Origin of the sequence: Duganella callida (genome assembly GCF_004614165.1) — a bacterium.
Classification (GTDB): domain Bacteria; phylum Pseudomonadota; class Gammaproteobacteria; order Burkholderiales; family Burkholderiaceae_D; genus Rugamonas; species Rugamonas callida.
Genome location: NZ_SPVG01000213.1, coordinates 38,623 through 61,893, shown reverse-complemented (window position 1 = coordinate 61,893; position 23,271 = coordinate 38,623). Strand labels below are relative to the sequence as shown.

Below are 23,271 nucleotides of genomic sequence, written 5' to 3'. Positions count from 1 at the left end.
CACAATACCTTTACCCTCCTATAAAAGCAACCCATGACCACTACTAAACCATTCAAACGCATCCTGCTGACCGGCGCCGGCGGCGGCCTGGGAACCGTCCTGCGCGAGCGCGCCAAGGCATGGGCCGACATCGTCCGCCTGAGTGACGTCAAGGATCTGGGCGAGGCCCGCGAGGGCGAGGAAATCGTCATCGGCGATCTGGGCGACCGCGACCAGGTGCTGAAGATGATGGAGGGCGTGGACGCCGTGCTGCACTTCGGCGGCATCTCGGTGGAAGACAAGTTCGAGCCCATCATGAACGCCAACATCCTGGGGCTGCAGCACCTGTACGAAGCGATCCACAAGTGCGGCGTCAAGCGCGTGGTGTTCGCCAGCTCCAGCCACGTGGTCGGCTACTACAAGACCACCGACCTGGTGGACGCCAGCATGCCGCTGCGTCCCGACGGTTTCTACGGCATCTCGAAAGCCTTCGGCGAGGCGCTGACCCGCTACTACTACGACCGCTTCGGCATCGAGACCGTCTGCCTGCGCATCGGCTCCTCCTTCCCGGAGCCGAAGAACCCGCGCATGATGGTCACCTACCTGGCCTACGACGACCTGGTGGAGCTGATCCGCTGCTCGCTGTTCACCGCACGCGTCGGCCACACCATCACCTTCGGCACCTCGGACAACGCCACCAAGTGGTGGGACAACAAGCACGCCTCGCACCTGGGCTATGTGCCCAAGCACAGTTCCAGCGAGTTCGCCGCGAATTTCCCGGATAGTGCAGAATATCCGGCAGCCGGCGACGCGCCCACGATTTATCAGGGCGGCCCGTTCGTGACGGCTGGACCGATGTACAAATAAATCCAACCGCGAAAATTATAATCAGAGACACCTACATGAAATCATCGCATCTGCGTATCGCCGTACTGGCCGCCGTGGCAGCCATGTTCCCGCTTGTAAGCGCTGTCGCCGCCGACGCTGTCGTCGCGCAGGCGGCGGCACCGTCGGCCGCCATCAATCCGAAAGCCGTGCTGTCCGTGATGGAGCGCGTTGCCGACTGGCAGCTCGCCAATCCGAGCAAGCACCGTCCGGACGACTGGACCCAGGCGGTGGGCTACAACGGCATCATGGCGCTGGCCGGCATCTCCGGCGACACGCGCTTCCGCGATGCGATGACCGCCATGGCGGTGAAAAACGACTGGAAGCTGGGTCCCAACCACTACCACGCCGATGACCACATCGTCGGCCAGACCTACGTCGAGCTGTATTTGCAGTCGCACGATCCGAAGATGATTGCGCCGATGCGCGCCCATTTCGACGACATCCTGGCCAACCGCCGCAGCGGCACGCTGGACTTCACCGTCAAGGGCAATCAGGAACGCTGGTCGTGGTGCGACGCGCTGTACATGGCGCCGCCGGCCTGGCTGCGCCTGTGGGCCGTCACTGGCGACCCGCGCTATTTCGACTTCGCCATCAGCGAATGGTGGGCGACCTCGGACTACCTGTACGACAAGGAAGAACACCTGTACTACCGCGACAGCACCTACTTCGACAAGCGCGAAGCCAACGGCAAGAAGGTATTCTGGGGCCGCGGCAACGGCTGGGTGATGGGCGGCCTGGTACGCATGATGGAATACCTGCCGGCCAACCATCCCGCACGCGCGCGCTTCGAGCAGCAGTACAAGGAGATGGCGGCCAAGATCCTGACCCTGCAGCAGAGCGATGGCCTGTGGCGCGCCAGCCTGCTGGACCCGGACAGCTATCCGATGAAGGAGTCCAGCGGCTCGGCCCTGTACACCTATGCGCTGACCTACGGCGTGAACCAGGGCCTGCTCGATGCCAGGACCTACGGCCCGGCCGTGCGCAAGGCATGGAGCGCGCTGGTGGCCAACGTCAACCCGGACGGCAAGCTGACCCACGTGCAGCCGATCGGCGCCGCGCCGAAAGTGTTCGACGACCAGTTGACCGAAGTCTATGGCGTCGGCGGCTTCCTGCTGGCCGGCAGCGAGATCTATCGCATGGCGGTGCTGGAGAAAGCCAAGCCGCAGGTGGTCAGCGTCAGCAATCCTGACAAGACCCTGCGCGGCGACGAGCTGGCGGAAGTCGCCGTCAAATCCGGCGTCAGCAAGCCGGTGGTGATGGATGCCGCCACCTCGGCCATCGTCAATTCGCAGGTGATTGGCAAGAACATCCTGTTCCCGGTGAATCTGGCGGCCGGCGAAACCCGCCGCTACCTGGTACTGCCGGCGGCCAGCCTGGCCGTGACGCCGAAGCCGGACGTCAAGACCCACGCCCGCTTCGTGCCCGAGCGCCTCGACGATTTCGCCTGGGAGAGCGACCGCAGCGCGCACCGCGTGTACGGCCCGGCCATCATCAAGGATCCGAAGGAACACCTGATCAGCAGCGGCGTGGACGTCTGGGTCAAGAAGGTGCGCTACCCCATCGTCGACACCTGGTACAAGCGCGGCGAATATCACCACGACGTCGGCGAAGGCCTGGACTTCTACGACGTGGGCCAGAGCCGCGGCTGCGGTGGCACCACCATCCTGGCGGACGGCAAGCTGCATAACTCGTCCAACTTCAGCAAGTGGAAAGTGCTGGCAGACGGTCCGCTGCGCTCCGTGTTCGAGCTGAGCTACGCCGACTGGGACGCCGGCAACGGCCGCAAGGTGTCGGAAGTAAAACGCTTCTCGATCGACGCCGGCTCCAACATGACGCGCGTGGAGACCCGCTTCAAGGCCACCGGCAAAGGTCCGCTGACCGTGGGCGTGGGCATCGTCCAGCGCGACGGCGAAGGCCACTACACCGCCAACGGCGAACAGCACCTGACCAGCTACTGGCAGCCGGCGCACGGCGACGACGGCAACATCGGCTGCGGCGTGATCCTGCCGGCCGGCGCCGACAAGTTCGACGTGATCGACAAGCAGCAGCTGACCATCGCCAACGCCGAGCCGGGCCAGCCCTTCGTCTACTACTTCGGCGCCGGCTGGAGCAAGAGCGGCGACTTCGCCGACGCGGACGCCTGGGACGGCTACGTCTACCGCTACGCGCAAAAACTGAAACTGCCGCTGAAAGTATCGACCGATTAAACACAGCTTGCGGCGCCGACCGGACGGCGCCGCTTTTTTATAGCGCACGATGGAAGCGCTACCATCAACTAGATGAAGCAGGAGGCAAACCACCACGGAGACAGGCGGACCCAAGTAATTCCGAAGCACAAAGAGACACCGCATCAGCGGAACAAAAACATCGGAGATCACCACATGCAATCGAAACAACCGCAACTGCGCCTCCTCACGGCGGCAGTATCCCTCGCCCTGCTGGCCGCGGCCGGCCACGCCGCGGCGCAGGACGCCGACACCGGCAAGCTCGAATCGGTCATCGTGACCGCCAACAAGCGCGCACAGAATCTGCAGGACGTGCCCGCCTCCATCACCGTCCTCAACGACGCGGTGCTGCAGCGCGCCAACGTGCGCGACCTGGAAGACATCCCGGCATTGTCGCCGGCGCTGACCCTGAGCTACGGCACCCAGCCGGGCAACTTCAGCATCAACATGCGCGGCATCGGCACCTTCTCGCTGGGCATCGGCGTCGAGGCGGACGTGGCGGTGATCGTCGACGACGTGCCGCTGGGCATGCAGGCCGGCGCCTTCAAGGACCTGGCCGACGTCGGCCGCATCGAGGTGCTGAAAGGCCCGCAGAGCACGCTGTTCGGCAAGAGCTCGATCGCCGGCGCGATCAACATCACCACCAAGCCGCTCGGCGGCCCGTGGAAGACCAACGCCACCAGCTACATCACCAACGACGATGAATGGCGTGTCGGCTTCAGCACCGGCGGCTCGGTGTCGGACACCCTGCGCGTGCGGCTGGCGGCCAGCAAGACCAATTACGACGGCACCCTGAACGACCTCACCACCGGCAAGAAGCTGAACGGTTCCAAGGGCGACAACCTCAGCGGCAAGCTCGAATGGCAGCCGCTCGACCAGCTGACCCTGACCCTGACGCCGCACTACAACCGCACCGAGAAATTCTGCTGCTCGACCGCGTTCACCTCGATGACGCCGGGCGCGCTGTACCGCAACGCGCCGCAGCTGCCGCCGTCGGTGGTCCTGTCCGGCATCACCATCGGCCCGGACAACCGCAGCGTGCGCAACGATTACCCGACCGGCGGCAAGTTCCACGACGCCGGCACCGGCGTCAAGCTGGACTGGGCCTTCGACGACAACAGCCCGCTGAAAGGCCACACGCTGAGCTCGATCTCGTCCTACAGCAGCTACCACATGGACGACTACCAGGACAACGACAACACCGACGTCGACATCCTGCCGTTCCTGCTGCTGCCGAACGGCCAGCCGACCGGCATGCATGGCGGCCTGTACCAGTATGGCTTCTTCGACGTCAAATCGACCACCCAGGAATTCCGCCTGACCTCGCCGGACAAGGGCGCGATCCGTTACGTCGCCGGCCTGTGGTACGGCAAGAACGCGCTGACCCGCGAGCTGACCAAGGCGCCGCTGATCCAGGCCTACGGCACCTCGTACGGCGCCGACGCCTGGAACGTCAGCAAGGCCGTCTATGGCCAGGGCTCGTGGGACTTCCGTCCCGATACCAGCCTGATCCTGGGCGCGCGCTACAACCTGGAAGACACCGGCTACAACTTCCGCCGCTACACCGTGCCGCCGCAATCGTTCGCCCTGACCGAGTTCTACACCAAGGCCGACACCGACAAGAGCACCACCGGCAAGCTCGGCCTGGAGCACCGCCTGAACAAGGACACCATGTTCTACGCCATGGCCTCGACCGGCCACAAGGGCAAGGCCTACGACCTGACCTCGGGCTTCACCGCCGCCACGGCCAAGCTGCCGGCGGTGGCGCCGGAAACCGCCAAGAGCTACGAGCTGGGCTGGAAGCAAAGCCTGCTGGACAACCGCGCCATGTTCAGCCTGGCCCTGTTCCGCACCAACTTCCGCCATTTCCAGCAATCGTCCAGCTTCTTTGACGACGACGGCACCTACCGCACCGGCCTGAACAGCATCGGCGGCCTGCGCACCCAGGGCGTGGAACTGGAAGGCAGCTGGCGCGTGACGCGCGGGCTGCAGCTGAACGGCAGCTTCGCCTACACCGAGGCGACCATCCAGGAATTCGAGAACGGTCCCTGCTACAACGTGCTGAACGCGGCCGGCACCGCCGGCGTGCCCGGTCCGGGCTGCGCGCTGAGCGCCAAGTACAACAACACCTACGTGCAAAACCTGGCCGGCAAGACCCTGCCCAACGCGCCGAAGGTGAAAGTCAACCTGGGCGCGCAGTACGACGTCACGCTGCCATACAGCTTCAACGGCTTCGTCGCCGGCTCCACGCGCTACCAGAGCCGCACGCAGTTCTCGCTGAACCAGGACCCGAACACCATCCAGGGCGCGTACAACATCGCCAACCTGAGCTTCGGCGTCAAGGACAAGCAGGACCGCTACAAGGTGACCTTCCTGGTCAACAACCTGTTCGACAAGCGCTACGCGGCCGGCCTGAACAGCGCCATCGCCAACGGCACCTGGAGCCCGAAAGCGCCGAACACGCCGATCGCGGTCAACACCACCGAATGGCTGCCGCCGCGCGACTTCCAGCGCTACTTCGGCGCCCGCCTCGACGTGACCTTCTAAACACCGGGGACAGACCACGATTTTGCAACAAGCGCGCTTGTTGCAAAATCGTGGTCTGTCCCCAAACGCGCATCTCCCGCGACTCCGCTGTAAGTCGCTGCTTTGTCCCGCTGACCGACGCTTGTCTCCCCCGGTCAGCGGGATTTTTTTTCATTTCCCTGTCAGCGGGCCAGATTACGCTTGAGTCAGATTGACAACGGCCGCGGCTGAACATGGTAAGCTTCGACCCCGGCGCCCTGCTCGCCTCCCTCACTTCCCCAACTTCCACGTGTAAAAACTTAATTCATGGATATCGTTCTCGCGCTGAAAGCCCTTGTCATGGGCCTGGTTGAAGGTTTCACGGAATTCCTGCCGATTTCATCCACTGGCCACCTGATTCTGGCGGAGCACCTGCTGGGCTTCCAGGGCATGGAAGAGAAAATGAAGGTGTTCGAGATCGTGATCCAGGCCGGCGCCATGCTGGCCGTGTTCTGGGAATACCGCGCCCGCATCGCCGCCATCCTGGGCGGTCTCGGCGATCCGAAACAGCAGCGCTTCGTCATCAATGTGCTGATCGCCTTCCTGCCGGCCGCCGTGCTGGGCGTGCTGTTCAACAAGGCCATCAAGCAGGTGCTGTTCGCGCCGGTGCCGGTGGCGCTGGCCTTCATCATCGGCGGCTTCGTGATCCTGTGGGTGGAAAAGCGCGCCAAAAACAATCCGGGCGTGGCCCGTATCAATTCGGTCGACGACATCACCCCGGTCGATGCGCTGAAAATCGGCATCGCCCAAGCCTTCGCGCTGATTCCGGGCACCAGCCGCTCGGGCGCCACCATCATGGGCAGCATGATTTTCGGCCTGTCGCGCCAGGTCGCCACCGAGTTTTCGTTCTTCCTGGCGATGCCGACCCTGGTCGGCGCCACCGTGTATTCGCTGTACAAGGAACGCGCGCTGCTGTCGGCGTCGGACTTGCCTCTGTTCACGATCGGCACCATCTCGGCATTTATCTCCGCCTTCCTGTGCGTGCGCTGGCTGCTGCGCTACATCAGCTCCCATACTTTCACCGCGTTTGCGTGGTATCGCATCGCATTTGGCCTGCTGGTGCTGATCACCGGTTACACTGGCGTTATTATCTGGGCCGATTAAATCTTTGAAAGCAGTTGCAGTAGCACCATGAGTCATCAGGAAATCCACGAACGCGCCATCCACCTGCTGCAGACCGTCTTCGGCTATCCAGCCTTCCGCGGCCAGCAGGCGGAGATTGTCGACCAGGTCGCCAATGGCGGCGACGCGCTGGTGCTGATGCCCACCGGCGGCGGCAAGTCGCTGTGCTACCAGATCCCGGCCCTGCTGCGCGACGGCGTCGGCGTGGTGGTGTCGCCGCTGATCGCGCTGATGCAGGATCAGGTCGATGCGCTGGCCGAAGTCGGCGTACGCGCGGCCTTCCTGAACTCCACCCAGACCTACGAGGAAGCCAGCCGCATCGAACGGCTGGTGCGCACCGGCGAAATCGACCTGGTGTACGTCGCCCCCGAGCGGCTGATGACGGAGCGCTGCCTGAACCTGTTCCTGGATTCGAAGATCGCGCTGTTCGCCATCGACGAGGCGCACTGCGTGTCGCAATGGGGACACGACTTCCGCCCCGAGTACATCAAGCTGTCGGTGCTGCACGAGCAGTTCCCGAACGTGCCGCGCATCGCGCTGACCGCCACCGCCGATCCGCAGACGCGCGCCGAGATCGTGCACCGGCTGCAACTGCAGGACGCGGCACAGTTCGTGTCCTCGTTCGACCGTCCCAACATCCGCTACCAGATCGTCGAAAAGGGCAATGGCCGCAAGCAGCTGCTCGATTTCATCACCACCGAGCACGGCGGCGACTGCGGCATCGTCTACTGCCTGTCGCGCAAGAAGGTGGAGGAGACGGCGGAATTCTTGAACGAAAACGGTGTGCGCGCGCTGGCCTATCACGCCGGCATGGAGCATTCGGTGCGCGCCGCCAACCAGGCGCGTTTCCTGCGCGAAGAAAACATCGTCATGTGCGCCACCATCGCCTTCGGCATGGGCATCGACAAGCCGGACGTGCGCTTCGTCTGCCACCTGGACCTGCCCAAGAGCATCGAGGGCTACTACCAGGAGACCGGCCGCGCCGGCCGCGACGGCATGCCGGCCAGCGCCTGGATGGCCTACGGCCTGCAGGACGTGGTGCTGCAGCGGCGCATGATCGACGAATCCGAGGCCGACGAAACCTTCAAGCGCGTGCTGGGCGCCAAGCTCGATGCGATGCTGGGCCTGTGCGAGACGCTGAGCTGCCGGCGCGTGCGCCTGCTCGACTACTTCGGCGAAAAGGCCGGCCCGTGCGGCAATTGCGACACTTGTCTGATCCCGCCGGTGTCGTTCGATGGCACGGTGCCGGTGCAGAAACTGCTGTCGGCCGTGTACCGCGTCGACCAGCGCTTCGCGGCCGGTCACGTCATCGACGTGCTGCGCGGCCAGGAGACGGACCGGATCAAGACCTGGCATCACGACTCGCTGTCGGTGTTCGGCATCGGCGCCGACCGCAGCGAACAGGAGTGGCGCGCCATCCTGCGCCAGGTGATCGCGCTCGGCCTGCTGACGGTGGATCACGAGCAATTCAGCTCGTTGAAACTGACCGAGGCCGCGCGCCCGGTGCTGAAGGGCGGGCAGAAGGTACAGCTGCGCCAGTACCAGAAACCGGTCAAGCAGAAGCCCAGCCGCGCGGTCAAGGATTACGTGGAGACCGATCTGTCGGCACAGGAACAGCGCATCTTCGACCGCCTGCGCTCGTGGCGCATGGGCACCGCGCGCGAACACAACGTCGCCGCCTACATCATCTTCAACGACGCCACCCTGCGCGAAATCGCCAAGGCCCGCCCCACCGCGCTGGACGACCTGCGTGGCATTTCGGGCGTGGGCGAGAAGAAGCTGGCCTCGTATGGCGACGAGATTGTCGCGCTGATCAGCGAGATGGACTGATCAGGCAAGAATGCTCCGGTAGCGGCTGGGGGCCGCGCCGACCGCGGCGCGGAAGCGGTGGCTGAAGTGGCTGAGGTCGGCGTAACCGCAGGCGTCGGCGATCTGCTGCAAGGGCTGGTCGGTATGCTTCAGCAGACCGCGTGCGTGATCGATGCGGCGCGCGGCGATCCAGGCGGAGGGCGACATGCCGAACGACAGTTTGAACATGCGCACCAGGTGATACTCCGACATGCAGGCCAGTTCGGCCAGCATGCCCAGCGTGATGGTCTGTGCCAGGTGCGCCTCGATGTAATCGGCCAGACGGCGTCGCACCACCGGCGCCAGGCCGCCGCGCACGCACTGCTGGTGCTGCGGCACCGACTGCGCCAGCAGCAGCTGACTCAGGGTTTCATGCGCCACCTCGTTGGCGCGCAGCTGCGCGTCGGCACCATCCCATGGCATCGCCGCCAGCGTGGCGCACATCTGCGCGATGCGGTCGTGCTCAAAATAGGTGCGGTCGCTCAAGGTCAGCCCGCGCGGTTCGCGGTCCAGCTCCACCACCGCGCGGCGCGTGAAATGCTCGGGCAAAAAGTACAGGTGCATGAAATGCATGTGCCCGCGCACCGTCCACGACGACTCGTGCCAGTCCGGCAGCGTGCACAGACGTTTCGGCCCGCCGTACAGGCCCGGCAACTCCCAGCGCTCGGTGCGGTGGCCGCCATTCATGTAGCACGACAGCGTATGGTGGCCCGGCTTGTCGTAGCTGGTCTCGGCCACCACCGTCTCGCGGCGCCAGATCGCCACGGCCAGCTCATCGCCGAGCCAGGCAAAGCGCTCCAGCTGCGCATCCGTCTCCGACATGGTCTTGAAGACCGAGCGCGACAACGCCCCCTCCGGCACGGGAGGCGATTCAAGCGCATGAGCGATGGCGGGACGGGCTGGCATAGTCCGAAAAGTCTAGCACGCCCCCGGCGCCACCGCCGGCCACTACCGCAAAATGCGCAATTTCAGACAACTCCGGGGTCAGGTCTTCCATTGCAGCATGAGCTCGTGACGCAATGGGAGACCTGACCCCGGATTTACGCAATTTCAGACAAGCGGGGTGGCCGCGCGGGCGGCATGCTGGCGGCATGAATATCTTTCTCTACATCCTGACCGTGCTGATCTGGGGTACCACCTGGATCGCCATTTCTTTCCAGATCGGCGTGGTGCCGGCGCCGGTGTCGATCGCGTATCGCTTCTGGATCGCCAGCGCGGTGCTGCTGGCCGGCCTGCTGATCGCCCGCAAGACCTGGTGGCCGCCGCGCCAGGCCTGGCCCTACCTGTTTGCGCAGGGTATCGCGCTGTTCTGCCTGAACTTCCTGTGCTTCTATTACGCCAGCCAGTGGATCACCAGCGGACTGGAAGCGGTGGTGTTTTCCACCGCGCCGCTGTGGAACGCGATCAACGGCCGCATCTTTCTCGGTCGCGCCATCAAGCCGCAAGTGATACTGGGCGCCCTGCTCGGCCTCGGCGGCATCCTGCTGCTGTTCGCGCCGCAAATGGCCGGCCACTGGCATGACAGCCATACGCTGACCGGCCTCGCGCTCACCATCGGCGGCACCCTGTGCTTCTCGTGCGGGAACCTGCTGTCCAGCCGCATGCAGTCGCTGAACCTCGGCCTGACGCCATGGCTGACCAATACCTGGGCCATGCTGATCGGTTCGACCACGCTGGGCGTCGCCGCGCTGGCGCTGGGGATGCCGTTCATCGTCGATCCTGCGCCGCGCTATCTGGGCGCGCTGCTGTACCTGGCGATACCGGGGTCGGTGGTCGGCTTTACCGCGTATCTGTTGCTGGTGGGCCGCATCGGGCCGGACCGCGCGGCCTATTCCACGGTATTATTCCCCATCGTAGCGCTGACCATTTCGACCATTTACGAAGGCTATCATTGGACGCCGCTGGCCTTGTGCGGGCTGGCGCTGGTACTGGCGGGGAATCTGCTGGCGTTTCTGCCGCCATCCCTGCTGGCCAGGCGCATGGGAGCCACTTAGACGAGGGATTATATGATCAAGACCGGCTTGCTCGCAGTTCTGGCACTGGGCCTTTTCGCCACGGCGCAGGCCGAGACCAGGCCGGCCGATACGGTCTACCGCAACGGTTATATCTATACTGTCGATGGCAAGGACAGCGTGCAGCAGGCGCTGGCCGTGCGCGGCGGACGCATTGTGTATGTCGGCGATGACGCCGGCGTGACAGCCCATACCGGCCGCAAGACGGAGGTGATCGATCTGCACGGCCGCATGCTGATGCCGGGCCTGATCGATGGTCACATGCATCCGCAATCGGGCGGCAGCCGCCTGCTCAACTGCAGCCTGAATTACGAGAAGCTGACCGTCGCCGAATTCCAGTCGCGCATTCAGGCTTGTCTCGACAACGACAAGAAGTCCGGCCCCGATCGCTGGATGATCGTGGTGAACTGGTTCCAGCAGGGCATGCAGCCCGATGGCGTGGAGATGACGGCCGCCACGCTCGATGCGCTCAAGACCGAGCGCCCCATCATCGTCCGTTCCTCGTTCGGCCACTCGGCGCTGCTGAACTCCAGGGGCATCCAGACCGCGAAGATAGAACGCGCCACGCCCGATCCCGCTGGCGGCAAGATCACCCGCGACGACAAGGGCAACGCCACCGGTCTGCTCGAGGATGCCGCCCAGGATCTGGCCATGAATCTGCTGCCCCCGCTGACGGTGGCAGAGAACCTGTCCGCCTCCAAGGCCGCGCTGGCGGCGATGCGCCAGCAGGGCATCACCAGCTTCCTCGACGCCTACACCGATCCGGAAACCATGACCGCCTTCACGGACCTGCAGAAACAGGGCAAGCTGACGGCACGCGCGCACTTCGCGGTGCTGATCGATCTGGATAAGGGCGCGACGCCGCAAAGCGCGGTGGCCGAACTGCTCAAGCAGCAGAAGCAGTTCGACCAGGGACCGACCAAGGTCGCGCCATCGATGCAGGTACGGCACGCCAAGCTGTTCATGGACGGTGTGATCTCGGCCCCCGCCTTCACCGGCGCGATGATCGCCCCCTACCTGGTCAACAAGGGCACGCCGGACAAGCCGGACTGGCAGCCCGGCCCGTCCAGCGGCCCGGCCAGTTATTTTTCGGCCGAATCGCTGCGCCAGACGCTGGATGCACTGGCGCGCGCCCACATCGATCCGCACATCCACGTCGATGGCGACCGCGCCGTGCGCGAATCGCTGGACGCCATCGAATGGCTGCGCGCCACGCCGGCCGGCAAACTGGTGCGCCCGGCGCTGGCGCACGATGAAATCGTCGATCCCACCGATTATCCGCGCTTCGCCAAGCTGGATGTGACGCCGGTGTTGTCCTTCCAGTGGGCCAAACCGGCGCCGGACACTTTGGGCGCGCTGAAGGATTACATGGGACCGCAGCGCTATGCCCTGGTCGAACCGCAGGCGCTGCTGCTCAACGCCGGCGGGCGCATCGCCTATGGCAGCGACTGGCCGGTCGATCCGCTCGACGAATGGTTCGCGCTGAAGGTCGGCGTGACCCGCACCGCCGCGCCGGACGCGGGCCCGGAATACGGCGGCACGCTGACCGCGCAACCGGGCATGCCGCGCGCCGAGGTGCTGCGCGCGATCACCATCAATGCCGCCTACACGCTGCGCCAGGAGAAGGAAACCGGTTCGCTGGAAGTCGGCAAGCTGGCCGACCTGATCGTCCTCGATCGGAATTTCTTCACCATCCCGGCCGAGGACATCGCCAACGTCAAGGTGCTGCAGACCATGGTGGGCGGCAAAATCGTCTACGAGTCCAAGGGCATGCGGTAAACTGTCGGCCTTTGTCTGATCGAAGCGCTCCATGCAAATGCTCATTTCCCTGCTGATCATCGTCGCCACGGCGGCGGTGGTCTATGCCATCATCAAGACCAACCCGGTCAAGGCCAAGCCTTTGCCGCTGCCGAGCGGCGTGCCTTATGAACCGGTGCTGCCGGACGCCGCGCCGGCGCTGCGCTGGTCCGACGGCGGCCGCTTCATGGTGGAGGTGATGACGGAATCGCGCTACCAGCCGACGCTGAAGGCGCTGGCGGGCGATCATGGCGACGTTGCGGCGGCCAAGCATTACGTGGCGACGCTGATGCCCGATGATCGCAACGCCTATGAGAATCTGGCCGTGGCGGTCTTTATCGAAGGCCGGATGGTCGGCTATCTGTCGCAGAAGGCAGCCGTCAATTTCCGTGAGCTGCTGCGCAAGAAGGAAGCCGTGGGACAGTTGAGCAGCTGCGATGCGCAAGTGCGCGGCGGCGCGGCGTGGCAGGGCAAGCGCCTGCAGTACGTGGTGGTGCTGGACGTGGAGCCACTGGAAAAATGAACGCGCGGCCGCGCCGCCACTTGTCATTCCCGCGCACGCGGGAACCATGCTGACTATGCCCATCTGTTCTATGGATTCCGGCCTTCGCGGGAATGACAGGGGGCGAGGCTGCCGATGGGCCAGGTTTGCGGCCGCGCTGGCGCTTATCGCGGCTGGCCCGGCCGCCGCCACGCCACTGATCATCCACTACAACGAGCGCCCGCCACAGCACTACACGCAGCACGGCAAGCCGCAGGGCGAAGCCATCGCCAAGGTGACAGCCGCGCTGAAGACCGCCGGCATCGCCTACGGCATGCGCGGCACGCCGGCCAAGCAGCAGCTGGTCCTGCTGAAGGAAAACAAGGCGCCGGCCTGCATGCTGGCCTGGGTCGATCTGCCAGGCCGCGAGCGCCACGGCAAATTCTCGGCAGTGCTATACAAGGACCAGCCCAAAGGCTCCGAACGCCGCCTGTGGTGCACGCTGGCGACGCCCGATGAGACGATGCAGCGCCTGAACGCGGCGCTGATCAAATAGCTGACTTCAAATAGCTTACTTCTTGGTGAACACCAGGTCCCACACGCCGTGACCCAGCTTGATGCCGCGGTTTTCGAACTTGGTCAGCGGACGATAGGCCGGCTGCGGCGCGTAACCTTCCGCCGTATTCTGCAGGCCTTCCTCGGCACTCAGCACTTCCAGCATCTGCACCGCGTAATCTTCCCAGTCGGTGGCCAGGTGGATGTAGCCGCCCTGCTCCAGCTTCTGCACCAGATGCTGGACGAACGGCGCCTGGATCAGACGGCGCTTGTTGTGGCGCGCCTTGTGCCACGGGTCCGGGAAGTAGATATGTACGCCGTGCAGCGAGCCGTCCGGGATCATGTGGTTCAGCACTTCCACCGCGTCGTGCTGGATCGCCTTCAGGTTGCTCAGATTCTGCTCGCCGATCAGCTTCAACAGGCTGCCCACGCCGGGCGTGTGCACTTCCACGCCGATGAAGTCCTTATCCGGCATCACGCCGGCGATGTGCGCCGTGGTGCCGCCCATGCCGAAGCCGATCTCCAGCACCACCGGCGCCTTGCGGCCGAACACCGCCTCGTAATTCAGCGGCGCCTTGGCGTACTCGATCAGGAACTGCGGTCCCAGTTCCTCCAGCGCGCGCGCCTGCGCCGTCGACAGGCGGCCGGCACGGGTCACGAAACTGCGGATGCGGTGTTCGGTCGGGTCGTACAGCATGCCCCGCGCTGGGGCGTCTTTAGGCGTATCGGAAGACATGGTGGAATCGGTCAGGAAATTTATTGAGGCGGCATTATATCAGGCTCCGGCCTTGCTTTTTTCAAATCGATTGACACCCGCAGGCACTTGAGGTCTAATCATGCGACGAGGCGTGAAATCGTTTTCAAACGTAGCAATGTCCTCCCATCCGCACCCGTTAATTCTGACAAAACGATAAATACATGACCGATTTCACGCAATTCCCGCCCTCGTTCGTCTGGGGCGTCGCCACCAGTGCCTTCCAGATTGAAGGCGGCGCGAACGCCGACGGCAAGGGCCCTTCGATCTGGGACACCTTCAGCCACACCCCTGGCAAAGTCATCGACGGCACCAACGGCGACGTCGCCTGCGACCACTACCACCGCTACCCGGAAGACGTGGCCATCATGGCCGGCCTGGGCGTGGATGCGTACCGCTTCTCGATGGCCTGGGCGCGCGTGCAGCCGCAGGGCAAGGGCGCCTGGAACGAGGCTGGCTGGGACTTCTACGACCGCCTGCTGAAGGAACTGGAAAGCAAGAACATCGCCGCCCACATCACCCTGTACCACTGGGACCTGCCGCAGGGCCTGCAGGATGAAGGCGGCTGGCTGAACCGCGACACCGCCCACCACTTCGCCGACTACGCGGCGGAGGTGGCGCGCCGCTTCGGCAACCGTGTGAAAACGATTGCAACGCACAATGAACCATGGTGCACCGCCAACCTCGGCTACGGCAACGCGCAGTTCGCGCCGGGCGTGGCCGACCTGAAGCAGTCGATCCAGGTATCGCACCACCTGCTGCTGTCGCACGGCCTGGCGATGAGCGCCATGCGCAAGGTCGGCAGCGCGGCCCAGCTGGGCATCGTGCTGAACCAGTGGACCGCCGATCCGGCCACCGACAGCGAAGCCGACAAGGCCGCCGCCGCGTTCGAGTATTCGCGCTCGGTCGAATGGTTCATGGACCCGATCTTCAAGGGCCATTATCCTGAGCTGGCGCTCAAGGTGCACGGCGACAACGCCCCGGTGGTGCAGGATGGCGACCTGGCCATCATCCACCAGAAGATCGACTTCATGGGCCTGAACTACTACTTCCGCGCCTTCTGCTCGACCGAAACCCCGCCGCGCCAGCCTGAATTCAAGCTGGGCAAAACCGACATGGGCTGGGAAATCTACCCGGACGGTCTGACCGAGCTGCTGCTCAAGCTGCACGCCGACTATGAACTGCCGCCGATCTACATCACCGAGAACGGCATGGCCAATGCGGACACCATCGTCAACGGCGAAGTGCCCGACGAAGCGCGCATCGACTTCGTGCAGCGCCACCTGAAGGCGCTCAACGACGCCCGCCTGCAGGGCGTGAACATCCAGGGCTACTTCCTGTGGAGCCTGCTGGACAACTTCGAATGGAACTCGGGCTACGCCAAGCGCTTCGGCATCGTCCATGTCGATTACGCCACCCAGAAGCGCACGCTCAAGCACAGCGCCCACTGGTACCGCGACTACCTGATCCAACAGCGTCCGCAACGCAGCGCGCACGCCGCCTGAGCAACGCAACAGCAGTACCGCCGCCGGCCCTGAAAAGCCGGCGGCGCCCGTTTTAAAACCTGCCGCAGAGCCGGTGCTACACTCCCCCGAGAATCACGAGGACGACAATATGACCACCGCACCATCCGCCATGCAGAAGCAGGAGCAGCCGCCGCAGGCCGTCTCGCCGGACACCCCATCGCCATCGCTGTTGCGCGCCATGTTTGCGCGCGGCACGCCCATGCTGTGGGTGCCGAGCGGCTACTTCGCCATGGCGCTGACCTATATGATGCTGACCAGCGTCACCTCCATCATGTTCAAGAACCTGGGGATGGACAACGGCCAGGCCGCGCAGTACGCCAGCTACCTGATCCTGGCCTACACCATCAAGCCGCTGTTCGCGCCGCTGGTGGAAATGTACCGCACCAAAAAATTCTTCGTGCTGTGCGCGCAGCTGATCGTCGGCGCCGGCTTCGCCGCCGTGGCGCTGGCCATGTCGCTGCCCGACTACATGGTGATCATGGTGTTCCTGTTCGGCGTGCTGTCGCTGGTGGGTGCGACCCAGGACATCGCCTCGGACGGCGTGTACGTGACGGCGCTGGACTCGAAGACGCAATCGCTGTTCTGCGGCATCCAGAGCCTGAGCTGGAATATCGGCCCCATCGTCGCCTCGGGCGGCATGGTGTACCTGAGCGGCTGGCTGCACACCCATTACTTCCACCACCAGGCCGGCGTGTTCGGCCCGGAGTGGATCGATTCCTGGCGCATCATCTTCTTCATCGTGGCGGCGATCACCATCGTCACCGCGCTGTGGCACGCGCGCGTGATGCCGGAAGGCGCCAGGGCCGAGAACGCGCCCAAGTCGATCGGCGACGCCGCCTTCATCCTCAAGGATTCCTTCGTCACCTTCTTCCAGAAGCGCGATGTGTGGCTGATGGTGGGCTTCGCGTTCGTGTTCCGCCTCAGCATCGGCCTGCTGGAAAAGATCGGTCCGTTCTTCATGGTCGACCCGGTCAGCCAGGGCGGCCTGGGGCTGTCGAATGAAATGCTGGGCCTGATCTACGGCACCTACGGCCTGATCGCCGTGCTGCTGGGCTCGCTGCTGGGCGGCATCTTCGTCGCGCGCCGCGGCCTGCAGCAAACCCTGTTCATCCTGTGCTGCGCGGTGAACATCCCCAACGTCACCTTCCTGCTGATGAGCATCTACCAGCCGGGCAGCCTGATCGTGATCTGCGCCGGCGTAGCGGTGGAGAAATTCTTCTTCGGCTTCGGTTCGGTGGGCTTCATGATTTACCTGATGCAGCAGCTGGCGCCGGGCAAGTACAGCACCACCCACTACGCCTTCGGCACCGGCCTGATGGGCCTGTGCATGATGGTGACGGGCGTGGTCAGCGGCCACCTGCAGCAGGCGCTGGGCTATGTGCACTACTTCTGGCTGGTGATGGCGGCTACCATCCCCTCCTTCCTGGTGACCTGGTTCGCCCCGTTCCACCACAAGGACTGAGATCGGGGTCAGAGCCGACTCAGGCTTCGCCGGCCAGGGAGCGCAGGTCTTCCTCGCGCACGCGCCGCTCGGGCGACAGGACGCGGGCGATGACTTGCGGATTGAGACCCATGTTCTGCAGCAACTCCACCGCGCCCGGCGTGCCGATGTCGCGCTGCACCTGCAGCGCCTGGCGCACGATGAAATCGTACGAATGCCAGCCGGCCGTGTCCGACGTGGGCGGCCTGGCCTGGCGTCTGTCGTGTTCCGGTATCATGACGTACTCCTCTGACTGTGCGTGCTGACTGCTAGAGTAACGCAAGATGGGCCCGAATGGACGTACGCTAGCTCACTCTTTGCCCGGATCGTAAGCCAGTTGCGCCTTGTAGTTCTCTGGAGCAATCGAGCTGTCGAACGGGTAGCTGGCATAGTTCTGCTGGTCCACCATGCCCAGTTTGACCAGGATGGTGTGCGGCTGTTCCTTGGCCCGTCCCTCCAGCAGGTTGACGGCGGCGTTGATCGCCACCCGCGCCTGGCTCACCGCGCGCGTGTCCGCCGCCGCATAGATTTCACGGTTACGGATCAGGTGGGCGATCTCGTCCGTCAGGTCATAGGCCACCACGCGTATCCGCTCGCCCAATCCGGCCGCTTTGATCGGTCCCAGCGCGGCCGGCGCGCAGCTGGTGCAGCCGAGAATGTAGTCGAGCCGCTTGCCGTGCCGGTTCAGGATGCGCCCGGCCAGCTGGGCTTGCAGGCCGCGCTCGCTGTCGCCGTAGCGGATGTCGAGGACGTTGACTTCGATCGGCGCCTCCTGCGCAGCGATGCGCGTGCCGTCCACCTCGCCCTTGACCCAGCCGGCGCCCATGGGGCCGGGCAGCAGCGCGACGTTGATCGATTTCAGCCCGCGCTGGCGGGCGTCGCGGATGGCCCAGCGCATCGCTTCCATACCCATGCCACGCAGCGAGGTGGTGACCTTCAGATGCAGATCGTCGCTGCGGCTGTCGTTGGCCAGCTCCAGCACCGTGATGCCGGCCGCGCGCGCCTTGGCGATGGACGGGTTATTGGCCGTCATGCTGATCGGCGACACCACGATCGCATCGTAGCGGGCGGCGATGGCATCATCCATGCGCTTCAGCTGCCCATGCAGGTCGTCGTAGCCGGTGGCCGGCAGAATGTCGGCCACCACGCCCAGCCGCCGCGCCTCGCTGATCACGCCATAGGCGCAGCCGGCCCAATACGGATCTTTCATGTGCGGGAACAGGAAGGCGATGCGCCAGCGCTTGCTGGCGTGGGCCGCCGGCGCAAAGCTGCCCTGCGTAAGCCGGCCGCTGGCCAGCGCATCATCGGCCGTGCCGTTGGCCTGCAGCGGACGGAATATCGAGGTTACCGCGATCGGCGCAAACTTGGGCGGCGCCGGCGGCACGGCCTGCGCAGCGCCGGTCGCCAGCATGGCCAGTGTCAGCAGGATCCGGTTCATCGCATGCCCCTGCCGCGTTCCGGCTGGCCGCAGGCGACGGGACGCGCGCCGCCATCCGGCACCAGCACGCCGTTGCGCGCACCCAGCCGCGCCAGTTCGCCGGAGCGCACCATCTCGCCGAACAGGACGTTGTACCGCGCGCGCACGGCGCTATAGCGGGCGTCGCGCGGGAAGGCCATGTAACCGTCCAGCTGCGCGATGTCCGGACACAGCGCCGTCAGCGTGTCGTTCAGATGCAGGTTGTCGACCAGCCGTGTGGTGTTGCGCTGATTGGTCGCCAGCAGATCGACGCGCCCCAGGGACAACATCTGCAAGCCGTTTTCCAGCATCGGCACCTCGCTGACGTCAAGCTGCGCGCGCGCCTGGTCGAACTGCGCGCCATAGTGCCAGCCGCGCACCGCCACCAGGCGCCGGCCCTTCAGCGCCGCCAGGTCGCCACGCCACGCGATGTTGTCGTCACGGCGCGCGTAAAAGATCATGCGGTCGCGGTAGAACGGCAGATCGATGAAATCGAAGCGCTGCAGGCGCTCCGGCGATTTGTAGGGGCCGACCAGAATATCGGCCTGCGCCCGCTCCACCATGGCCTGCGCGCGCGGCCAGGGATACAGCTTGAAGTGAATGGTGTCGCCGGCGCGCGTCGCCAGCGCGCGCAGCACATCCACGCCCAGGCCCTGCCATTGGCCATCGGCACCCTGTTCGAAGATGTGGCTGAAGGACGCGCCCACCGCCACGCGCTCGGCCGCGGCGGCCTGCCGCGGCGCAGATGCAGCCAGGGTCAAGGCCAGCAGCAGGGAAATCTTGTTGCGCATTGTCGGGCTTCCGGATCGGTCAGAAATCAAACTTTATACTAGCATGGCCTAGTGCAGGTATCGATGCAGGAACGCCACAGTGGCGTCGGTGGTGGGCTGCAGCCACGGGTCGAACAGCCAGAAGGAATGCGGGGTGCCGTCCAGCACCAGCTGGTCGCTGGCGACGCCCAGTCGCGCCATCTGCGCCATCATCTCCTCGCGCCCGGCGGAGAAGCGCGGCTGCCCGCTGCCGATGAACAGGATCGGCGGCATGCCGGCGTGGACGTGGCGTATCGGCGACGCCGCGCGCCACAGTTCGCCCTTGTCCTCGTAGCGGCCGCCGAACCAGGCGCCGGCCGAGGAGGGATTTTTCTTCGGATCGTTTTCGTACTTGAGCGCCAGTTCGGTCGTGAAATCGGACAGGCCATCGATGTTGACGATGGCCTGCACCTCGGCGCCATCGCCGCCAGTTACGCCGGCCAGCGCGGCGATCTGGCCGCCGGCCGAACCGCCGGCCAGGGCGATGCGCCGCGGATCGATGTGCAACTGCGCCGCATGCGCGCGCACCCAGCGCACTGCCGCCTGCGCGTCCCGCACCGCCGCCGGATAAGGCGCCTCGCCGGACAGCCGATAACTGATGGTCACTGCGGCGTACCCCTGCAGCGCCAGGCGCAGCGCCATCGGCACGAATTCCGAACGGTAGCCGGACTTCCAGCCGCCGCCGTGCACCAACACCACCACCGGCAGTTGCTCGCCGGCCGGTAGATAGGCGTCCAGCATCAGGCAGCGGCTGCCGTACTGCGCATAGACCTGGTCCGGCAACTTGCGCACACCTTCCGGCAGCGCGGCGCTGGCGATCTGGATAAAGGGATAGTCGCGCACCAGCTTATCGAAAGTATGCGGCGCATCGTAAGTATTGGTCGGATCGGCGGGCGGCTCGACGCAGGCGGCGGTGGCGACTGCGGCGGCGAGGAGAAGACTCAGGGCGGGCATCGCCAAATTATAAAGGGGACAGACCACGATTTTGAAATATTTCAAAATCGTGGTCTGTCCCCGAAAAAAAACCCCTCGGCCGGTGAGGCGCGAGGGGTGGGTAAGACCACAGACAACACTGGACTACATGAAAAACCTTAGAACGAGCGGCCGACGTTGATGCCGAAGGTACGCGGCGGCAAATACTGCGCCTGCCATACGCCGTTGAACGAGTTCATGGCGCTGGTCTTGACCTTGCCGTCTTCGACGTTGCGGACGAAGGCGTCGAAGTACCACTTCGAGTTGGCGTCGTAACGCAGACCCAGGTCGGTACGGTTGTACGCTTTCTGACGATCCTGATCACCCAGGTTGAACACGCTCAGCCAGCTGGCGGTTTCGTAGTGGGTGCTGATACGCGGAATCAGCGTGCCGTCCGCCAGGTGGAAGGTGTGCTGGTACATCAGCTGCGCGCTGAATTTCGGCGAGTGCGGCATGGTGTTGCCGGTCACGTCCAGGCAGGTGCTGATGCCAGGTACCGGGCAAGCCGGCAGCTGGTAGTCGTTCGAACCGCCGATCAGGTGCTTCAGCGTGGCGTGGGTGTAGGCGGCGGTCAGCTGCACACGGTCCACTTTGGTCAGCTTGGCGGCGATCTCGGTTTCGATACCCCAGATGTTGGCGCCTTCGGCGTTCGAGGTGGCCAGGCCGCGCGAACCGTCCGGATAGGTGACCGGGGCGCTGAACTGGAAGTCCTTGAACTTCTCGAAGTAAGCCGCGTTGTTCATGCGCAGCGCGCCGCCCAGGAACGTCGACTTGGAACCGACTTCATAGTTGGTCAGGGTCTCGGAGCCGTAAGGCTGGCCGCCATCCTGCAGGCCGCCCGACTTGTAGCCGGTCGATACGCTGGCATAGACCATGTTGTTCTTGTCGATGTCGTAGTTGACGCGCACCAGGCCGGTCAGCTTGTGGTCCTTGAACTCGCCGTCGTTACGCTGGTAGGTGACGAAGCCCGACGCCGGGTTCAGCGGATCGATGCTCGGGCTGATCGGCAGCTGCGGCAGGTCCGGGTTGGTGTACTGGTTGTTGGTGCCGCCGATGTTGCTGCGCTTGTCAGAGGTGTAGCGCAGGCCGCCGGTCAGGTGCAGCGATTCGCTGACGTTCCAGGTGGCCTGGCCGAACACGGCGCTCGAATCCACGGTCTCCTTCGGTTGCACGAACGAACCCTGCCAGCCGACGGTGCCCTGCTGGGTGCCGTTCATGATCGGGATGTCGAAGCGGATGCCGTTGTCTTCGTTGGCGTAGTACAGGCCCAGCAGCCAGTCGACGTCACGCTTGCCGGTCGACTGGATTTCCAGTTCGTGGCTGTAGTTCTTGTACTTGGACCAGACGGTGTTGTCTTCCTGGTGGCTGCCGCCGGTCAGGAAGCTGGTCGGCACCACGGTGCCGCCGTCCTGGTCGAAGGTCGACGAGCCGGTGAAGTGCGAGTAGCCGGCGATGTAGGCCAGCGCCACGTCGTTGTTGATCTGGTAGTCCAGGCGGCTGCGGAACGAGTTGGCGTCGCGGTGGATGTATGGCGCGGTGTCGGCCAGCGTCGACCAGAAGTCTTCGCCGGGACGCGCGACCTGCAGCAGGTTCATGTTCGGGGTGCCGCGGTCGATATAGTGCTCGAACGAGACGTTCCACTTCAGCTGGGTCGACGGCTGCCACAGGAAGCTCACGCGCGCCGCGCTCTGGTCCTGGGCGTTGTACTTGGCGCCGTTGCGCACGAACAGGTTGGTGTTGATCGGCTGGAAGGCGATCGGGTTGCCCGGATGGGCGGCGTTCCACTTGGCGATTTCCGGATCGGCGGCGGCGTGCTGCGCGGCCAGCGAGACGTTCGGCGCGGCCTGGTAATCGACATAGCCGTCGTGCTGCTCGTGCACCACCGAGACGCGCATCGCCATGGTGTCGTTGATCGGGATGTTGAAGGCGCCGCGTGCGCCCAGACGGTTGTAGTTGCCGTAGCCCAGCTCGAAGTTGCCGGCGTTGCTGCCGATTTCAGGCTTCACGGTCTGCATGTTGACGGCGCCGACCGACGAGTTACGGCCCCACAGCGTGCCTTGCGGGCCGCGCAGGACTTCGATCGCTTCCAGGTCGAACAGCAGCGCGGTCGCGCCTTCCGGACGCGGCGAATAGATGCCGTCCACGAAGGAAGCCACTTCCGGGTCGGCGTATTCGGTCTTGGCGGAGTCGTTGCCGATGCCGCGCAGGGTCAGGGTGGTGACGCCGTGGTCGCCCTGCGAGGTGGCGGCGAAGCCGGGCACCAGGTTGACCACGTCCTGCAGGGTCTGCACATGGTTGTCGTCCAGCGCGGCCGAGTTCAGCGCGGTCACGGCGACCGGGGTTTTCTGCAGCGAGGTCGAACGCTTGGTAGCGGTGACATACACCTCGGTCATCTTGCCGCTGTCGGCGGCAGGGGCCTGGGCCTGGGCCTGGGCTTGTTCGGCGGCGCCGGCCTGGGCGTCGGCCGCTTCGGTTGCGTAGGCTACATTGGTGCCGGCCACCAGGGCGAGGATGGCCATTTGGATTGGGGACAGCAAGCGCTTCCCGGAGTGCGGTACGTTCATAAGTCTCCTTGTGCGTAGCGAACGCCGAGGGGGAGGGGCGGTGCTACGGATTATCGTGGAAAACGATTTCAAGTTATGTGAAAACGTTTTCAGTTTACTTGAAATCGTTTTCTGTATTTGTGAAATCGATTTCATGGTACATAATTCATATTGAGGATGTCAATTTAAAATTTGTAGCAGAGTTGTAACTTCGGCATCGTCCGTAAGGGATAGCCCTGCTTTCATAGGAGACAGGGCG

The 23,271-nt window shown here is 64.5% G+C and carries 18 protein-coding genes; 11 read left to right on the top strand and 7 right to left on the bottom strand.

The features are described 5' to 3' along the window. Positions 1–33: 33 nt before the first annotated feature. From E4L98_RS21910 to recQ, 5 genes are all read left to right on the top strand, one after another. Positions 34–846: an NAD-dependent epimerase/dehydratase family protein gene (locus E4L98_RS21910; protein ID WP_135203664.1), complete on the top strand. Its 813-nt coding sequence runs from the start codon at positions 34–36 to the stop codon at positions 844–846. Between the two features lie 35 nt (positions 847–881). Next, positions 882–3,074, top strand: coding sequence for a glycoside hydrolase family 88 protein (locus E4L98_RS21905; RefSeq protein WP_135203663.1), 2,193 nt, complete (start codon positions 882–884; stop codon positions 3,072–3,074). A gap of 174 nt (positions 3,075–3,248) precedes the next feature. Then, on the top strand, positions 3,249–5,639 hold the full coding sequence (locus E4L98_RS21900; protein WP_167761411.1) for a TonB-dependent receptor: 2,391 nt from the start codon (positions 3,249–3,251) through the stop codon (positions 5,637–5,639). A 285-nt stretch (positions 5,640–5,924) separates the two neighbouring features. After that, positions 5,925–6,761, top strand: coding sequence for an undecaprenyl-diphosphate phosphatase (locus E4L98_RS21895; protein WP_135203661.1), 837 nt, complete (start codon positions 5,925–5,927; stop codon positions 6,759–6,761). A gap of 27 nt (positions 6,762–6,788) precedes the next feature. Then, entirely contained in the window at positions 6,789–8,609 is a 1,821-nt protein-coding gene (gene recQ / locus E4L98_RS21890) for a DNA helicase RecQ (RefSeq protein WP_135203660.1), read from the top strand. Here the strand turns inward: recQ and E4L98_RS21885 are convergent, their stop codons facing one another. Then, on the bottom strand, positions 8,610–9,533 hold the full coding sequence (locus E4L98_RS21885; RefSeq protein ID WP_135203659.1) for an AraC family transcriptional regulator: 924 nt from the start codon (positions 9,531–9,533) through the stop codon (positions 8,610–8,612). A gap of 185 nt (positions 9,534–9,718) precedes the next feature. On the opposite strand from E4L98_RS21885, the gene E4L98_RS21880 reads away from it, so the two are divergent. The 4 genes from E4L98_RS21880 to E4L98_RS21865 all read left to right on the top strand — a co-directional run bounded on the left by E4L98_RS21880 (position 9,719) and on the right by E4L98_RS21865 (position 13,473). Then, positions 9,719–10,621: a DMT family transporter gene (locus tag E4L98_RS21880; protein WP_135203658.1), complete on the top strand. Its 903-nt coding sequence runs from the start codon at positions 9,719–9,721 to the stop codon at positions 10,619–10,621. Positions 10,622–10,633: 12 nt separating this feature from the next. Continuing rightward, on the top strand, positions 10,634–12,418 hold the full coding sequence (locus tag E4L98_RS21875) for an amidohydrolase (protein ID WP_135203657.1): 1,785 nt from the start codon (positions 10,634–10,636) through the stop codon (positions 12,416–12,418). 31 nt (positions 12,419–12,449) lie between these two features. Further along, entirely contained in the window at positions 12,450–12,959 is a 510-nt protein-coding gene (locus E4L98_RS21870; protein ID WP_135203656.1) for a hypothetical protein, read from the top strand. A 70-nt stretch (positions 12,960–13,029) separates the two neighbouring features. Then, a complete protein-coding gene (locus E4L98_RS21865; protein WP_229257506.1) occupies positions 13,030–13,473 on the top strand; it encodes a hypothetical protein in 444 nt (147 codons plus the stop codon). A 15-nt stretch (positions 13,474–13,488) separates the two neighbouring features. Here the strand turns inward: E4L98_RS21865 and trmB are convergent, their stop codons facing one another. Then, positions 13,489–14,169, bottom strand: a complete 681-nt coding sequence (trmB, locus tag E4L98_RS21860) for a tRNA (guanosine(46)-N7)-methyltransferase TrmB (protein WP_135203678.1) — start codon at positions 14,167–14,169, stop codon at positions 13,489–13,491. Positions 14,170–14,390: 221 nt separating this feature from the next. Here trmB and E4L98_RS21855 point away from each other — a divergent pair, with 221 nt between their 5' ends. Together E4L98_RS21855 and E4L98_RS21850 are read left to right on the top strand one after the other, a co-directional pair. Next, positions 14,391–15,731 (top strand): GH1 family beta-glucosidase, encoded by a 1,341-nt coding sequence (locus E4L98_RS21855; protein ID WP_135203655.1) that lies wholly within the window; start codon positions 14,391–14,393, stop codon positions 15,729–15,731. A 109-nt stretch (positions 15,732–15,840) separates the two neighbouring features. Next, positions 15,841–17,214 carry an MFS transporter gene (locus E4L98_RS21850; RefSeq protein ID WP_205746803.1) on the top strand — a complete coding sequence of 458 codons (1,374 nt, stop codon included), beginning with the start codon at positions 15,841–15,843 and terminating at the stop codon, positions 17,212–17,214. 19 nt (positions 17,215–17,233) lie between these two features. Here the strand turns inward: E4L98_RS21850 and E4L98_RS21845 are convergent, their stop codons facing one another. From E4L98_RS21845 to E4L98_RS21825, 5 genes are all read right to left on the bottom strand, one after another. Continuing rightward, positions 17,234–17,470, bottom strand: coding sequence for a hypothetical protein (locus E4L98_RS21845; protein WP_135203654.1), 237 nt, complete (start codon positions 17,468–17,470; stop codon positions 17,234–17,236). A 72-nt stretch (positions 17,471–17,542) separates the two neighbouring features. Next, positions 17,543–18,670 (bottom strand): TMAO reductase system periplasmic protein TorT, encoded by a 1,128-nt coding sequence (torT, locus tag E4L98_RS21840; protein WP_135203653.1) that lies wholly within the window; start codon positions 18,668–18,670, stop codon positions 17,543–17,545. Then, on the bottom strand, positions 18,667–19,479 hold the full coding sequence (locus tag E4L98_RS21835) for a substrate-binding periplasmic protein (protein WP_135203652.1): 813 nt from the start codon (positions 19,477–19,479) through the stop codon (positions 18,667–18,669). Before E4L98_RS21835 ends, torT begins: the two co-directional genes overlap by 4 nt. A gap of 48 nt (positions 19,480–19,527) precedes the next feature. Further along, the gene (locus E4L98_RS21830) at positions 19,528–20,451 is read right to left on the bottom strand and encodes an alpha/beta hydrolase (protein WP_135203651.1); all 924 of its coding nucleotides are present in this window, start codon (positions 20,449–20,451) and stop codon (positions 19,528–19,530) included. Between the two features lie 137 nt (positions 20,452–20,588). Then, positions 20,589–22,988 (bottom strand): TonB-dependent receptor, encoded by a 2,400-nt coding sequence (locus tag E4L98_RS21825; RefSeq protein WP_229257505.1) that lies wholly within the window; start codon positions 22,986–22,988, stop codon positions 20,589–20,591. Positions 22,989–23,271 lie beyond the last annotated feature (283 nt).

Excerpts from the sequence above, each read along its gene's own strand:
- E4L98_RS21910 (WP_135203664.1), top strand. The coding sequence starts at position 34 with ATGACCACTACTAAACCATTCAAACGCATCCTGCTGACCGGCGCCGGC.
- E4L98_RS21905 (WP_135203663.1), top strand. The coding sequence starts at position 882 with ATGAAATCATCGCATCTGCGTATCGCCGTACTGGCCGCCGTGGCAGCC.
- E4L98_RS21900 (WP_167761411.1), top strand. The coding sequence starts at position 3,249 with ATGCAATCGAAACAACCGCAACTGCGCCTCCTCACGGCGGCAGTATCC.
- E4L98_RS21895 (WP_135203661.1), top strand. The coding sequence starts at position 5,925 with ATGGATATCGTTCTCGCGCTGAAAGCCCTTGTCATGGGCCTGGTTGAA.
- recQ (WP_135203660.1), top strand. The coding sequence starts at position 6,789 with ATGAGTCATCAGGAAATCCACGAACGCGCCATCCACCTGCTGCAGACC.
- E4L98_RS21885 (WP_135203659.1), bottom strand. The coding sequence starts at position 9,533 with ATGCCAGCCCGTCCCGCCATCGCTCATGCGCTTGAATCGCCTCCCGTG.
- E4L98_RS21880 (WP_135203658.1), top strand. The coding sequence starts at position 9,719 with ATGAATATCTTTCTCTACATCCTGACCGTGCTGATCTGGGGTACCACC.
- E4L98_RS21875 (WP_135203657.1), top strand. The coding sequence starts at position 10,634 with ATGATCAAGACCGGCTTGCTCGCAGTTCTGGCACTGGGCCTTTTCGCC.
- E4L98_RS21870 (WP_135203656.1), top strand. The coding sequence starts at position 12,450 with ATGCAAATGCTCATTTCCCTGCTGATCATCGTCGCCACGGCGGCGGTG.
- E4L98_RS21865 (WP_229257506.1), top strand. The coding sequence starts at position 13,030 with ATGGATTCCGGCCTTCGCGGGAATGACAGGGGGCGAGGCTGCCGATGG.
- trmB (WP_135203678.1), bottom strand. The coding sequence starts at position 14,169 with ATGCTGTACGACCCGACCGAACACCGCATCCGCAGTTTCGTGACCCGT.
- E4L98_RS21855 (WP_135203655.1), top strand. The coding sequence starts at position 14,391 with ATGACCGATTTCACGCAATTCCCGCCCTCGTTCGTCTGGGGCGTCGCC.
- E4L98_RS21850 (WP_205746803.1), top strand. The coding sequence starts at position 15,841 with ATGACCACCGCACCATCCGCCATGCAGAAGCAGGAGCAGCCGCCGCAG.
- E4L98_RS21845 (WP_135203654.1), bottom strand. The coding sequence starts at position 17,470 with ATGATACCGGAACACGACAGACGCCAGGCCAGGCCGCCCACGTCGGAC.
- torT (WP_135203653.1), bottom strand. The coding sequence starts at position 18,670 with ATGAACCGGATCCTGCTGACACTGGCCATGCTGGCGACCGGCGCTGCG.
- E4L98_RS21835 (WP_135203652.1), bottom strand. The coding sequence starts at position 19,479 with ATGCGCAACAAGATTTCCCTGCTGCTGGCCTTGACCCTGGCTGCATCT.
- E4L98_RS21830 (WP_135203651.1), bottom strand. The coding sequence starts at position 20,451 with ATGCCCGCCCTGAGTCTTCTCCTCGCCGCCGCAGTCGCCACCGCCGCC.
- E4L98_RS21825 (WP_229257505.1), bottom strand. The coding sequence starts at position 22,988 with ATGGCCATCCTCGCCCTGGTGGCCGGCACCAATGTAGCCTACGCAACC.